The 12,751-nt window shown below is 62.5% G+C and carries 14 protein-coding genes; 11 read left to right on the top strand and 3 right to left on the bottom strand.

Annotated features, from left to right (window positions below):
- Positions 1 to 59: 59 nt before the first annotated feature.
- The gene (gene dnaJ, locus BLS51_RS11200; RefSeq protein WP_090182725.1) at positions 60 to 1,181 is read left to right on the top strand and encodes a molecular chaperone DnaJ; all 1,122 of its coding nucleotides are present in this window, start codon (positions 60 to 62) and stop codon (positions 1,179 to 1,181) included.
- A 104-nt stretch (positions 1,182 to 1,285) separates the two neighbouring features.
- Entirely contained in the window at positions 1,286 to 1,957 is a 672-nt protein-coding gene (gene can / locus BLS51_RS11195) for a carbonate dehydratase (protein ID WP_090182728.1), read from the top strand.
- Here the strand turns inward: can and BLS51_RS11190 are convergent.
- A complete protein-coding gene (locus tag BLS51_RS11190; RefSeq protein ID WP_090182730.1) occupies positions 1,954 to 2,808 on the bottom strand; it encodes an oxygenase MpaB family protein in 855 nt (284 codons plus the stop codon). The genes can and BLS51_RS11190 overlap by 4 nt on opposite strands.
- Positions 2,809 to 2,917: 109 nt before the next feature.
- Between BLS51_RS11190 and BLS51_RS11185 the strand changes: the two genes are divergently transcribed.
- The 9 genes from BLS51_RS11185 (at position 2,918) to BLS51_RS11145 (ending at position 11,123) form a co-directional block, all read left to right on the top strand.
- Complete coding sequence (locus BLS51_RS11185; protein WP_090182732.1) at positions 2,918 to 3,787, top strand: TauD/TfdA dioxygenase family protein; 870 nt, start codon at positions 2,918 to 2,920, stop codon at positions 3,785 to 3,787.
- Between the two features lie 16 nt (positions 3,788 to 3,803).
- On the top strand, positions 3,804 to 4,799 hold the full coding sequence (locus BLS51_RS11180) for an ABC transporter substrate-binding protein (protein ID WP_090182735.1): 996 nt from the start codon (positions 3,804 to 3,806) through the stop codon (positions 4,797 to 4,799).
- The gene (locus BLS51_RS11175; protein ID WP_090182737.1) at positions 4,796 to 5,656 is read left to right on the top strand and encodes an ABC transporter ATP-binding protein; all 861 of its coding nucleotides are present in this window, start codon (positions 4,796 to 4,798) and stop codon (positions 5,654 to 5,656) included. The genes BLS51_RS11180 and BLS51_RS11175 overlap by 4 nt, the downstream gene beginning before the upstream one ends.
- Positions 5,653 to 6,525, top strand: a complete 873-nt coding sequence (locus BLS51_RS11170; RefSeq protein ID WP_090182740.1) for an ABC transporter permease — start codon at positions 5,653 to 5,655, stop codon at positions 6,523 to 6,525. Before BLS51_RS11175 ends, BLS51_RS11170 begins: the two co-directional genes overlap by 4 nt.
- A gap of 69 nt (positions 6,526 to 6,594) precedes the next feature.
- Complete coding sequence (locus BLS51_RS11165; protein WP_090183487.1) at positions 6,595 to 7,212, top strand: ANTAR domain-containing response regulator; 618 nt, start codon at positions 6,595 to 6,597, stop codon at positions 7,210 to 7,212.
- 336 nt (positions 7,213 to 7,548) lie between these two features.
- Positions 7,549 to 8,721: a CmpA/NrtA family ABC transporter substrate-binding protein gene (locus tag BLS51_RS11160; RefSeq protein WP_090182743.1), complete on the top strand. Its 1,173-nt coding sequence runs from the start codon at positions 7,549 to 7,551 to the stop codon at positions 8,719 to 8,721.
- Positions 8,722 to 8,736: 15 nt separating this feature from the next.
- Entirely contained in the window at positions 8,737 to 9,639 is a 903-nt protein-coding gene (gene ntrB, locus BLS51_RS11155) for a nitrate ABC transporter permease (protein ID WP_090182745.1), read from the top strand.
- Between the two features lie 12 nt (positions 9,640 to 9,651).
- Positions 9,652 to 10,458: an ABC transporter ATP-binding protein gene (locus BLS51_RS11150; RefSeq protein ID WP_090182748.1), complete on the top strand. Its 807-nt coding sequence runs from the start codon at positions 9,652 to 9,654 to the stop codon at positions 10,456 to 10,458.
- Positions 10,458 to 11,123, top strand: coding sequence for a methyl-accepting chemotaxis domain-containing protein (locus tag BLS51_RS11145; RefSeq protein WP_090182751.1), 666 nt, complete (start codon positions 10,458 to 10,460; stop codon positions 11,121 to 11,123). Before BLS51_RS11150 ends, BLS51_RS11145 begins: the two co-directional genes overlap by 1 nt.
- Here BLS51_RS11145 and BLS51_RS11140 read toward each other — a convergent pair.
- Both BLS51_RS11140 and BLS51_RS11135 read right to left on the bottom strand, forming a co-directional pair.
- Positions 11,120 to 11,476, bottom strand: a complete 357-nt coding sequence (locus BLS51_RS11140; RefSeq protein WP_090182754.1) for an iron chaperone — start codon at positions 11,474 to 11,476, stop codon at positions 11,120 to 11,122. The genes BLS51_RS11145 and BLS51_RS11140 overlap by 4 nt on opposite strands.
- Positions 11,477 to 11,525: 49 nt before the next feature.
- Positions 11,526 to 12,527 carry an RDD family protein gene (locus BLS51_RS11135; protein ID WP_090182756.1) on the bottom strand — a complete coding sequence of 334 codons (1,002 nt, stop codon included), beginning with the start codon at positions 12,525 to 12,527 and terminating at the stop codon, positions 11,526 to 11,528.
- Between the last annotated feature and the right edge of the window lie 224 nt (positions 12,528 to 12,751).

Genomic DNA, 12,751 nt, shown 5'->3' with positions numbered 1-12,751 from the left:
GCCGCCGGCTCGGCTTTTTCGCATAAATCAGTACAGAATATAAGCAGGATTCCGACACTATGGCAAAGCGTGATTTCTACGAAGTACTCGGTGTCGCCAAGAGCGCAACCGAAGACGAGATCAAGAAGGCCTACCGCAAGCTGGCGATGAAATACCACCCGGACCGCAATCCGGACAGCAAGGACGCGGAAGACAAATTCAAGGAAGTCAAAGAAGCCTACGAGATGCTGACCAATCCGGAAAAGCGCGAGGCTTATGACCGTTACGGTCACGCCGGCGTTGATCCGAATGCGGGCGGCGGCGGTTTCGGCGGCGCTGGTGGTTTCGGCGACGCCTTTGGCGACATCTTCGGCGATATCTTTGGCGGCGGCCGTGGCCGCAGCCAGGGCCCGCAGGTATATCGCGGCGCCGATCTGCGCTACAACCTGGAAATCACGCTGGAACAGGCAGCGCACGGCTTCGACACCACCATCCGCGTGCCGTCGTGGGACAAGTGCGACACTTGCCACGGCTCCGGCGCCAAGCCAGGCACCTCGCCGGTGACTTGCTCGACCTGCGCCGGCCATGGCCAGGTGCGCATGCAGCAGGGCTTCTTCAGCATCCAGCAGACCTGCCCGAAATGTCACGGCACCGGCAAGATCATTCCTGAACCGTGCGCAGCCTGCGCGGGCCAGGGCCGCATCAAGCGCAACAAGACGCTGGAAGTGAAGATCCCAGTCGGTATCGACAACGGCATGCGCATCCGCTCGTCCGGCAACGGCGAACCGGGCACGAATGGCGGGCCGTCGGGCGACCTGTATGTGGAAATCCACATCAAGCCGCATCCGGTGTTCCAGCGCGAAGGCGACGACCTGCATTGCGAAATGCCGATCTCGTTTGCCAAGGCAGCCTTGGGCGGCGAAATCGAAGTCCCGACCTTGTCTGGTAAAGTAGCGTTTACGATTCCTGAAGGCACCCAGTCGGGCAAGACCTTCCGCCTCAAGGGCAAGGGCATCAAGGGCGTGCGTTCCGGTTTCGCCGGCGACCTGTTCTGCCACGTGGCGGTGGAAACGCCGGTCAAGCTGACCGACAAGCAGAAAGATCTGCTGCGTGAGTTCGAGAAATCGACCACCGAGGGCGGCAACAAGCACAGCCCGCAGACGAAAACCTGGCGCGACAAGGTGAAGGACTTCTTTGAGTAATCAATGAATCACTTCGTTGTAACGCTGGATTGGTAGTATCAAGACCGCCGCGCTGCCTTCTTTTGAGGCAGACCGGCGGTCTCTTTATGTACGAGAGGAGCATCATGGAAAGTCTGAAAAACAGCGTTTCGCCACTGCGTCACCTGCTGGAGAACAACCGCAACTGGGCGGCGTCGGAAGTCGAGCGCGACCCGGAGTTCTTCCGGCGTCTGGCCAACCAGGCCGCACCGGAATACCTGTGGATCGGTTGCTCGGACAGCCGCGTGCCGGCGAATGAGCTGCTGGGCCTGGCGCCTGGCGATGTGTTCGTTCACCGCAACATCGCCAACGTGGTGGTGCATTCGGATTTGAACTGCCTGTCGGTGCTGCAGTTCGCGGTGGAGGTGCTGAAGGTCAAGCATGTCATCATCGTCGGCCACTATGGCTGCAAGGGCGTGCACGCGGCCATGACCGGCACCCGCGTCGGCCTGGTGGACAACTGGCTGCGCCATGTCACGGATGTGCATCAGAAGCACGAGCGTTATATGGGCACCGTGGTCAACGAGCAGAAGCGCTCGGAGCGTCTGGTCGAGCTGAATGTGGTGGAGCAGGTCTCCAACGTGGTGCAAACCACCATCGTGCGCGACGCCTGGGATCGCGGCCAGGAGCTGACCGTGCACGGCTGGGTCTACGGCATCAACGACGGCAAGCTGCAAGACATGGGCATCGCCGTCAGCGCGCTGGACCAGCTGGCGCCAGCCGTCCAGCAGCGTCTGGCGAAGTACGAAACGGCCTAAGCGCCGGACGCCGCCAGGCGGCGCGCTGCCTGTACCGGTGGCGTGTCGCCCAGCGGCACCAGCGTCGCGGCGCGGGCCAGCGCGCGCACCAGTGTGGCTTCGCCGAAGCGCAGGCCACGGCCGCGTAGTTGCGGTAGCGAGCGCACTGGTTCGGGCGTGATGTCTACCGCTGCGCGCACCAGCAGGCGTTGCAGCCAGCGCAGTGGCGCCGGCAAGATCTTCGCCTGCGCCATGATCTGCATGAAATCCGCAAGGATGTCCGAGCCTTCGAGCCCGGGCGCGGTGGCTTCCAGCAGTGTTTCCCATTCCGCCCACGAGCGCGGCGCACCGACGGCGCCATACAGCAGGGCGGACGATTCGCCTTCCGCAAAGGAGGCGTCCTTTTCTTCCCGCGACAAACGGTGCGCATACTGGTGATAGGCCTCGGTGAAGCCGAAGCCGGCGGTGGCGTGCACCCAGTCCAGCAGGCGCGGATCATTGGCGCGGTAGGCGGTGCCGTCCGGCGTTGTCCCCTGGACGTGGCCGTGCATGTGCACCACGTGGGCGATCAGCTTTTCCGCCGCCGAGCGCGGACCGTAGACGGTCATCATCGCGGCGAAGCCGGTGCGTTTCAGCCGCGTCTGCGGATCGCGCTGGAAGCTGCTGTGGTCCCACACGCCGGTGCGTACCGACGGCTCGGCGAGCTCCAGCAGCACCGCCGTGACGCCGCCGACAAACAACACCACCGGGTTCGCGAATATTCTCCAGGAAACGCCATTCGACGGCGACAGCGCTGGCTCGCCGGCTGGCTGGCTGAAGTCGAAGGCCATGCCGGCAGGGGGCTTCATCAGTTCTTGGATGGCACTCAGCATCGATAGGGCTCCTCAGGCGTTCAGGTAATAACGATATCGGATAAGCTTCGTTTTCTAAATAAGGATCGCGGCATAGACTGTATCGCACATTATTGACGGGGTATGTGCGATGGCTGCCGTTCTGCAGGATACTTTTCAGGTCGCGTTGTTGGATGCGCCGCTGGGCGCCGAGATTCTCGGGCTGGACCTGAACCGTCCGCTGCCACAGCGGGACTTCCAACGCCTGCACAAGGCGCACCTGGACCACCATCTGCTGGTGTTCCGCGACCAGCGCATCACGCCGCAGCAGCAGGTGGATTTCAGCCGCCGTTTCGGTCCGCTGCAAATTCATGTGCTGCGCAACTTCCAGCTGCCTTCCAACCCGGAAGTGCTGATTATTTCCAACATCATCGAGGATGGCCAGCCGATCGGCCTCGGTGACGCCGGCCATTTCTGGCACTCCGATCTGTCGTACAAGGTGACGCCGAGCCTGGGTTCGATGCTGCATGCGCAGGAGCTGCCGGCCGAAGGTGGCGATACGCTGTTCGCCAATATGCACCTTGCCTGGGAGACGTTGCCCGTCGCCTTGCGCAACGCGGTGCATGGCGCGCGCGCCGAGCATAGTTATCTGGCCCAGTACGAGGAGCTGCGCCGCCGCAGTCCTTTCCGCCCGGCGCTGACGCAAGCGCAGATCGACGAGGTCAAGCCGGTGGTGCACCCGGTGGTGCGCACGCATCCGGAGACGGGCCGCAAGGCATTGTTCGTCAGCGAGCATTTCACTACCCGCATCGTCGGACTGCCGGAAGACGAGAGCCGTGCGCTGCTCGCCGAACTGTTCGCGCACAGCGTGCAGCCGCAGCACGTCTACCGCCATCGCTGGCAGCCGCACGACCTGATTTTCTGGGACAACCGCTCGCTGATGCATCTGGCGGCCGGCACGCCGGCACATCTGCGCCGCAAGCTGTATCGCACCACCATCGAAGGCGACCTGCCTTTCTAATTCAACGAGGACTACCATGTTCAAACTGACTGCCGCCACGCTGGCGCTAAGCCTGGCCTTCGTCGCTCCGGCACACGCCGAGGGCCGTATCCGTATCGCCGAGCAGTTCGGCGTCGTGTACCTGCTGCTGAATGTGGCGCAGGACCAGCAACTGATCGAGAAGCAGGGCAAGAAGCTGGGCGTTGATATTACCGTGGAGCGCTTGCAACTGTCCGGCGGCTCGGCGGTGAATGACGCGTTGCTGTCGGGCGCCATCGACATTGCCGGCGCCGGCGTCGGCCCGCTGCTGACCATCTGGGACCGCACCAACGGCAAGCAGAATGTGAAGGGCGTGGCATCGCTGGGCAGCTTCCCTTATTACCTGGTCAGCACCAATCCGAAGGTGAAGTCGATTGCGGACCTGACCGAGAAAGACCGCATTGCGCTGCCGGCGGTGACGGTGTCGGTGCAGTCGCGCATCCTGCAATATGCGGCGGCCAGGCAGTGGGGCGACAAGGAGTTCGCGCGGCTGGACAAGTACACGCAGACCTTGCCGCATCCGGATGCGGCGGCAGCCATCATCGCCGGCGGCACGGAGATCAACGGCCACTTCGGCAATCCGCCGTTCCAGGAGCAGGAACTGGCCGGCAATCCGAATGCGCGCATCATCCTGAATTCCTACGATGTGCTGGGCGGCCCCAGTTCGGCCACCGTGCTGTATGCAACCGAGAAGTTCCGCAACGAGAATCCAAAAACGTATCGCGCCTTCACCGCCGCGCTGGCGGAGGCGGCACAGTACATCAGCAAGAATCCGGAGGGTGCTGCCGATACGTATCTGCGCGTCAGCAAGGCCAAGGTGGACCGCGAGCTGCTGCTGAAGATTATCAGGAATCCGCAGGTGAACTTCAGCGTGGCGCCGCAGAATACCTATGGGCTGGCGCAATTCCTGTATCGCGTGGGCGCGATCAAGAAGCAGCCGGCCAGCTGGCGCGATTACTTCTTTGACGATCCTGTGATCGCGGCCGGATCATGAGTTTGCAGATCGTCAGCCCGACCGGGGGCATCGCGCCGCTGTTGCGCGCCGATGGCGTGACCCTGGAGTATGGCGGCACGCGCGCCACGCACGATGTCAGCTTCGATGTGTATCGCGGCGACCGCTTTGTGCTGCTGGGGCCTTCGGGCTGCGGCAAATCGTCGCTGCTGAAGGCTGCCGCGGGATTCCTGACGCCGGCCGCCGGCAGCATCTCGGTCCACGGTGCGCCGGTGCGCGGGCCGGGGCCGGACCGGATCGTGGTGTTCCAGGAATTCGACCAGCTGCCGCCGTGGAAGACGGTGAAGGAGAATGTCATGTTCCCGCTGCTGATGGCCAAGCGCGTCAGCCGGCATGAGGCGCAGGAACGGGCCAGGCACTGGATCGTCAAGGTGGGGCTGGCGGGATTTGAGCATGCGCATCCGCACACGCTATCGGGCGGCATGAAGCAGCGCGTGGCGATTGCGCGTGCGCTGGCGATGCAGCCGGAGATACTGCTGATGGATGAGCCGTTCGCGGCACTCGATGCGCTGACTCGGCGCAAGATGCAGGAGGAGCTGGGAAGACTGTGGGAGGAGTTGCGCTTTACCTTGTTGTTCGTGACGCATTCGATTGAGGAGGCGCTGGTGGTAGGGAATCGGATTCTGTTGTTGTCGCCGCATCCGGGGCAGGTCAGGGCGGAATTGAATAGTCATCAGTTTGATTTGGCCAGTGCGGGCAGCGCCGAGTTTCAGGCGGCGACGCAGCGCATTCACGGGCTGCTGTTTGGCGAGGCCGCACCGGCCAACGCGGTTGCCCATGCTGAGCGGGCCGTCACGCGTTCCATGGATTCCGGCCTGCGCCGGAATGACGGAGTATGAGTTTGCTACTTGATCCGCCGATCCGGCAAGAGCGTGAATACACGGTCGCACCACCAACGATGCGCGCTGCCGATCCGCTGCCGCCGCTGGCGCGCCGCGCATGGCAGCAATCCTGGCTGCGCAAGTCGCTGATCCTGATCCTGCTGGCCGCCGTGTGGGAAGCCATCGCCCGCTATCAGGCCAACGACCTGTTGCTGCCAACCTTCCTGCAAACCGCGCAGGCTTTCGTTGACGGTATCGTCAGCGGTGAACTGCTTGACCGCATGCGCGTCTCGCTGGCCGTCCTGCTGCAAGGCTATGCCCTCGGCATCATCGCCGCCTTCGCGCTGACCGCGCTGGCCGCCTCCACCCGCATCGGCCGCGACCTGCTGGAAACGCTGACCGCCATGTTCAATCCTCTGCCGGCCATCGCCCTGCTGCCGCTGGCGCTGCTGTGGTTTGGCCTCGGACGCGGCAGTCTGCTGTTCGTCATCGTTCACGCGGTGCTGTGGCCGCTGGCGCTGGGCGCCTATGCGGGCTTCCAGTCCGTGCCCGAAACGCTGCGCATGGCCGGCCGCAACTACGGTTTGAACGGCCTGCGCTTCGTGCTGCACATCCTGGTGCCGGCGGCGCTGCCCTCGATCCTGTCAGGCCTGAAGATCGGCTGGGCTTTTGCGTGGCGCACGCTGATCGCCGCCGAGCTGGTATTCGGCACCACGGCGGGACAGGGGGGCCTCGGCTGGTACATTTTCCAGAACCGCAATGAGCTCTACACCGACAAAGTGTTTGCCGGCCTGGCTGCCGTCATCCTCATCGGCCTGCTGGTGGAAAACGTCGTATTCCGTCCACTGGAAACGCTGACCGTGCGGCGCTGGGGCATGCAACGTTAGAAGCAGGGCTGGCAGAATGCGTCGGTTCTGACTTAGAATCTGCGCATGATCATCAAAACCAAGCCGGCCATGCCCAATTTGCGGATTGTCGTCGTCAATACCGTCATCCATGACGAGGATGACGAGGCACTGCATGCGCAGGCCGAGCGGGCGCGCGTGCTGCGCATCGGGCTGCTGGAGGCGGGCTACGACATCATCGCCTCGCTGCCGCCGGATATGTACCTGCCCGAGCGCATCGCCCAGCTACAGCCGGACATGATTATCGTTGACGCCGAATCCGACGCACGCGACGTGCTGGAACACGTGGTCATCGCCACCCGCGACGAGCGCCGTCCGATCGTCATGTTCACCGAGGACCAGGACCCCGAGAGCATGGAAGCGGCGGTGGAAGCCGGCGTCTCGGCCTATGTGGTGGCCGGCCTGCAGGGTGAACGCATCAAGCCGGTGCTGCAAGTGGCGCTGGCGCAGTTCAAGCGCGAGCAAAAGCTGCTGGACGAGCTGTCCGATACCAGGAGCAAGCTGGCCGAGCGCAAAGTCATCGAACGCGCCAAAGGCCTGCTGATGGAGCGCCAGCGCTACACCGAGGAGCAGGCCTACCAGAAGCTGCGCTCCATGGCCATGAGCAAAAACCTGAAACTCTCCGAAGTCGCCCAGCGCATCCTCGACGTGGAAGACCTGCTGGGCTAAAACAGCCCCCCAAAATGATGCACCGCGCAGTTGCGGTGCATTTTTTTTGTGCACCACGCTGCGCTTTCCCTCTGTAAACAGTCTGGCACGGACATTGCATAGCTATAGGCAAGCGCAATGATGCGCGGATGTGCCTCGCCAACGGCGGTGAGGCCCACCAGACAATGACGTCTACCGATCATGAATCCGTTCGTGAGGTAGGCGTTTTTTTTGGCCCATAGTTATTGACGACTACCAGAAGGGATCACCATGAAACACGAAGAGCATGCAGCGAACGATGTTGATGTCACACGCAGGAAAATCATTCATGGTGCAGGTCTGGTAGCGGGAGGAAGCATGTTGGGATTGGCAACGGGTGGCGTGTGGGCAGCGGGTTCGGACAAGCCGGAGAAAGAAGAAGTCAAGATCGGCTTCATTCCGCTGACCGACTGCGCCTCCGTGGTCATGGCCTCGGTGCTGGGCTTCGACAAAAAATACGGCGTCAAATTCGTATTGAGCAAAGAGGCTTCGTGGGCCGGCGTGCGCGACAAGCTGGCCAATGGCGATCTGGATGCGGCCCATGTGCTGTATGGCTTGCTTTACGGCGTGCAGATGGGTATCGGCGGCCAGAAAAAAGACATGGCGGTGCTGATGGGCCTTAACAACAACGGCCAGGCGATCACGCTGTCGAAGAAAATCGCCGACAAGGGCGCGGTCGATGGCGCCTCGCTGGCCAAGTTGATGAAGACCGACAAACGCGAATACACGTTCGCGCAGACCTTCCCGACCGGCACCCACGCGATGTGGCTGTACTACTGGCTGGCCGCCAACGGCATCAACCCGATGAAGGACGCCAAGGTCATTACCGTGCCGCCGCCGCAGATGGTGGCGAATATGCGCGTCGGGAATATGGACGGTTTCTGCGTGGGTGAGCCATGGGGCCACCGCGCCATCATGGATGGCGTAGGCATCACCGCCACCACCACGCAGGACATCTGGAAGGACCACCCGGAGAAGGTGCTGGGCTCGACGCTGGAATTCGCGAAAAAGAATCCGAACACCTGCCGCGCCATGATGGCGGCGATTCTGGAAGCAAGCAAGTGGATCGACGCCTCGCTGGCCAACAAGAACAAGATGGCCGAGGTCATCGCTGACAAATCCTATGTCAACACCAGCAAGGATGCGATCGACCAGCGCATCATGGGCCGCTACCAGAATGGCCTCGGCAAGACCTGGGACGACGCCAACCACATGAAGTTCTACAACGATGGTGCGGTCAACTTCCCGTACCTGTCGGACGGCATGTGGTTCATGACCCAGCACCGCCGCTGGGGCCTGCTGAAGGACGATCCGGATTACCTGGCCGTGGCGACCTCGGTCAACCAGATCGATTTGTACAAGGATGCGGCCACCATGACCAAAACGCCGGTACCCAAGAGTCCTCTGCGTACCTCGAAACTGATGGATGGTTCCGTGTGGGACGGCAAGAACCCGAAAGCGTTCGCCGCCTCGTTCAAGATCAAAGCCTGATGACAGGAGTTAGCCATGAACGCCATGCTCAAACCTGATAGTGCTGAACCGGTGGAGGCTGCTGCGCCGGTCGCTGCCGCGCCGGGCCGCCGGCCGCGTCGTCCGCTGGCCGCCAACTCGACCGCGCGCGTGCGCCAGCAAGTCTCCGCGACCGTGATGAAGATCGTCGCGCCGCTGGTGGGCGCCGCCTTGCTGGTCGCGGTCTGGCAGCTGATCACCGTGAACAATGCGACCTTCCCGACGCCAGCCGCCACGCTGGAAGAGGCGATCAAGATGTTCTCCGATCCATTCTATCGCAACAGCCCGAATGACCAGGGCATCGGCTGGAACCTGCTGGCGTCCTTGCAGCGCGTAGGCATCGGCTTCGGCCTGGCGGCGCTGGTTGGTATCCCGCTGGGTTTCATGATCGGCCGCGTGCAATTCATCGGCAGCATGTTCGGGCCGATTATCAGCCTGCTGAAACCTGTGTCGCCGCTGGCGTGGCTGCCGATTGGCCTGCTGGTATTCCAGTCCGCCAATCCGGCCGCGATCTGGTCGATCTTCATCTGCTCGATCTGGCCGATGATTATCAATACCGCCGTCGGCGTACAGCGCGTGCCGCAGGACTACATGAACGTCGCCCGCGTGCTGAATCTCTCCGAATGGAAGGTGCTGACCAAGATCCTGCTGCCATCGGCGCTGCCCTACATCCTGACTGGCGTGCGCCTGTCGATCGGCACCGCGTGGCTGGTGATCGTCGCGGCGGAAATGCTGACCGGCGGCGTGGGCATCGGCTTCTGGCTGTGGGATGAATGGAACAACCTGAATGTGCCGCACATCATCATCGCCATCGTCTCGATCGGCGTGGTGGGTTTGCTGCTGGAACAGGGGCTGGTGGCGCTGGCCCGTGCATTCACCTACGAACAAGTATCGAACTAAGGAGCGGCGATCATGGACGAATCCAAATTCATCGATATCGAAGGCGTGGAGATGGTCTTCCACACCAAGAAGGGCATGTTCCACGCATTGCGCGAGATCGACCTGACGGTGCGCAAGGGCGAATTCATCACGCTGATCGGCCACTCCGGTTGCGGCAAGTCGACCTTGCTCAACCTGATCGCCGGCCTGTTGAAGCCGAGCGACGGCGTGCTGTTGTGCGCCAACCGCGAAATCGCCGGCCCTTCGCCGGAGCGCTCGGTGGTGTTCCAGAACCATTCGCTGCTGCCATGGCTGACCTGCTATGAAAACATCTACCTCGGCGTGGAGCGCGTGTTCGGCAAGACCGAGCCGAAAGCACAGCTGAGGGAGCGCACCATGCAGGCGCTGTCGCTGGTGGGATTGACTGCGGCGGAGGCCAAGCGTCCGCATGAAATCTCTGGCGGCATGAAGCAGCGTGTCGGCATCGCCCGCGCGCTGGCGATGGAGCCGAAAGTGCTGCTGATGGACGAACCGTTCGGCGCACTCGATGCACTGACTCGCGCCCATCTCCAGGATGAGCTGCTGAAGATCGTCGCCGCCACCAAGTCCACTGTGGTGATGGTCACGCACGATGTCGACGAGGCGGTGCTGCTGTCCGACCGCATCGTCATGATGACCAATGGCCCGGCCGCTACCATCGGCGAGATCGTTGATGTGCAGCTGGCGCGTCCGCGCGACCGTGTGGCGCTCGCGTCCGATCCGCAGTACATGGCGTACCGCACCGCCGTACTGGAATTCCTGTACCGGAAACAGGCGCATCCAGCCAAAGAGGCCGCGTAATGGATATGTCGACTGCCGGTCTTGCCCCTGCCGGCAGCAAGCCGCTGTCCGGCGAAGTATTCAGCGCGCTGATTAATCTATCGGGCCGCCGCCGCTTTACGTCGCAGCGCATCGTGCTGTACGCGCTGCTGGCGTCGCAGGGACAGGATGGCAGCACGGCCACGGCACAGGAAGCGTTGTCGCTGTTCCGTGGCGCGCACAAGTCGCTGCTGGGCGAAGCGGATGGCTTGCCGGGCGTGTTCTGCCCGGAGCTGCGCGAAGCCTACTTCGGCAAGCTGGATGGTGACAGGCAGATCGTTGCCTTCGCCGATCTGGGCGAGCGCACGTTGAAGGCGATCGCCCAAGGATCGGCGCAGTCGGCCGAGCTGCTGGCTGAACTGGTGCACATCACCACGCCGACGCTGGCCATCCTCAACGCCATCACCGGCATCTACGAGGAGCAAGCCAAGCAGAATGCGCGGTTGATGCGCAAACAGCTGCGTGGCGTGATTACGGACATTGAAACCATCAACCGCCAGGCGCGCATGGTGGCCTTCAACGCCCGTATCGTTGCCGCACGCGCCGGACAGGCCGGTAAAGAGTTCTCCGTGGTGGCCGGCGTGCTGTCCAACATCTCCGGCGAGATCGACGAAATGGTCGCCGCCGCGCTGGCCGCCGCCGGCTAGTCCAGCTCTGCCAACCGGGCGCGCACCAGGTCTCGCAACAGATCCCGGTCGATATGCCAGTCGACCGGGATCTGGAAGCAGTTCTTGAACACGACCAACGGCGCCAGGCGCTGCTTGAAGTCATCCATGACAAAAACGCTCCATGGCGACACTGTCAGGTGCTTTTTATAGGCGGCCAGTCCCATCACGTATTTTCCGTCCAGGTGAATGTGCGGGACGTTCCATGCGAGCCTGGCTTGCAGCTTGGGGAATTCCGCCACCACGAAATCGATGATGGCCTTGAGTGTTTCCGCCTTCTGGGCATCGACGGAAGCGAGATAGGCGTCGATCGATGCGAATTTTGCTGCGCTCATCAGACTTCTCCCATTGCAGTGTATCGAATGCCAGCAGAAGCGCGGCAGATCATGGCGTGCTTTTCCATGCTATTGGCGGATAGGCGTAGTTCCAGCTGCGATACGACTGCGCGATGCCGATGTCGTAGCCGCTGGACAGCCGTACCGTCACCGCCCGCAGGTTCTGGCCGTCGGGATAGTTTTCCAGTCCGGTGCGGGCGATGCTGCGCGCCAGCGCCTCGCGGTCGGACACCGAGTTGTCGATGGTGGTGCTGACGCTCAGGATCGGCGCAGTGACGCCCTGGGACTGCTGGAAGCTCACCGCGATCGCAGCTTCGTACACGCCGGGCATGCGGGCGACCGTCTGCTGTAGCTGGAGCATGGCGGTAAATGGATTGTTCGGCCATATCGGCAACGTCGCCAGCAGGCCACCGACCGTCAGCACGACAATCGTGCCACCGGCAATGATGGCATGGCCGCGCCACACCGGCAGCACCGGCAGCGCGAGCGGACCTGGGGCGGTTTTGACTACATACGCGCGGAACGCCAGGTCATGCAGCGACTGGCGTGTGCGGCGGTTAAACAGCAGCAGGTAGAGGATGCTGAAATAGATGGCGAACAGCGGCGTGGACAGGATGCCATTGATCCATGGATTACCGCCGCTGAGATAGGTGGACAACCCGCTGAGGAAGTAGGCGACGCAGAAGATGGTGGCGCGTCCGACCGCCTGCCGCAGGTCCAGCAGGCCGCCATCCTGCCGGATGACTTTCAGGCCGAGGACCCGCATGCCGAGCGACTGGCCGCCGCCCTTGCTGCTTTGTGTGTAGCCGAAGTAGACGACTGCAATCGCGAAGCCCAGCAGCCGTCCCCATGGTCCCAGCGCCGTGAACGGCTTCGCCAGGATGGCGCCTGCGGCCAGCCCACCGAGGCCAAGTATCAGCGCGTCGATAAGGAAGGCGCCGATGCGCCGCCACCTGCCCGCGACCATGATCGGTGGCGCCGATGCCGATGCCGATGCCGATGCCGCCTGGGGTTCTTCGGTGGTGTATTTGCTGTAGTCCGGCTGTTCCATTGATAAGTGATTTGAGTTTTTGATAACACAGTATAGCGCACCGTCATTGCGCACCGATAGCGTGCACCGCGCACCGCAACATCGCACCGCAGGCACGCACACGCCGCGCCAGGTCGCCGCATCCCCCTGTAAGCCAGCGTTTTAGCGACTGGCACGGCTCTTGCAAAGCATAGGGCAAGAGATCAACGGCGATCTCCCGGAAGTACACGAATGCATGGCTGGTC

This window comes from Duganella sp. OV510 (assembly GCF_900100205.1).
Classification (GTDB): Bacteria; Pseudomonadota; Gammaproteobacteria; order Burkholderiales; family Burkholderiaceae_D; genus Rugamonas.
Note: the sequence above shows the minus strand (reverse complement) of the source record. Positions and strands in the feature narration are given on the sequence as shown.

What these genes read in the sequence shown, in the direction of transcription:
- dnaJ (WP_090182725.1), top strand. Translation starts at nt 60, where the DNA reads ATGGCAAAGCGTGATTTCTACGAAGTACTCGGTGTCGCCAAGAGCGCA.
- can (WP_090182728.1), top strand. Translation starts at nt 1,286, where the DNA reads ATGGAAAGTCTGAAAAACAGCGTTTCGCCACTGCGTCACCTGCTGGAG.
- BLS51_RS11190 (WP_090182730.1), bottom strand. Translation starts at nt 2,808, where the DNA reads ATGCTGAGTGCCATCCAAGAACTGATGAAGCCCCCTGCCGGCATGGCC.
- BLS51_RS11185 (WP_090182732.1), top strand. Translation starts at nt 2,918, where the DNA reads ATGGCTGCCGTTCTGCAGGATACTTTTCAGGTCGCGTTGTTGGATGCG.
- BLS51_RS11180 (WP_090182735.1), top strand. Translation starts at nt 3,804, where the DNA reads ATGTTCAAACTGACTGCCGCCACGCTGGCGCTAAGCCTGGCCTTCGTC.
- BLS51_RS11175 (WP_090182737.1), top strand. Translation starts at nt 4,796, where the DNA reads ATGAGTTTGCAGATCGTCAGCCCGACCGGGGGCATCGCGCCGCTGTTG.
- BLS51_RS11170 (WP_090182740.1), top strand. Translation starts at nt 5,653, where the DNA reads ATGAGTTTGCTACTTGATCCGCCGATCCGGCAAGAGCGTGAATACACG.
- BLS51_RS11165 (WP_090183487.1), top strand. Translation starts at nt 6,595, where the DNA reads ATGCCCAATTTGCGGATTGTCGTCGTCAATACCGTCATCCATGACGAG.
- BLS51_RS11160 (WP_090182743.1), top strand. Translation starts at nt 7,549, where the DNA reads ATGTTGGGATTGGCAACGGGTGGCGTGTGGGCAGCGGGTTCGGACAAG.
- ntrB (WP_090182745.1), top strand. Translation starts at nt 8,737, where the DNA reads ATGAACGCCATGCTCAAACCTGATAGTGCTGAACCGGTGGAGGCTGCT.
- BLS51_RS11150 (WP_090182748.1), top strand. Translation starts at nt 9,652, where the DNA reads ATGGACGAATCCAAATTCATCGATATCGAAGGCGTGGAGATGGTCTTC.
- BLS51_RS11145 (WP_090182751.1), top strand. Translation starts at nt 10,458, where the DNA reads ATGGATATGTCGACTGCCGGTCTTGCCCCTGCCGGCAGCAAGCCGCTG.
- BLS51_RS11140 (WP_090182754.1), bottom strand. Translation starts at nt 11,476, where the DNA reads ATGAGCGCAGCAAAATTCGCATCGATCGACGCCTATCTCGCTTCCGTC.
- BLS51_RS11135 (WP_090182756.1), bottom strand. Translation starts at nt 12,527, where the DNA reads ATGGAACAGCCGGACTACAGCAAATACACCACCGAAGAACCCCAGGCG.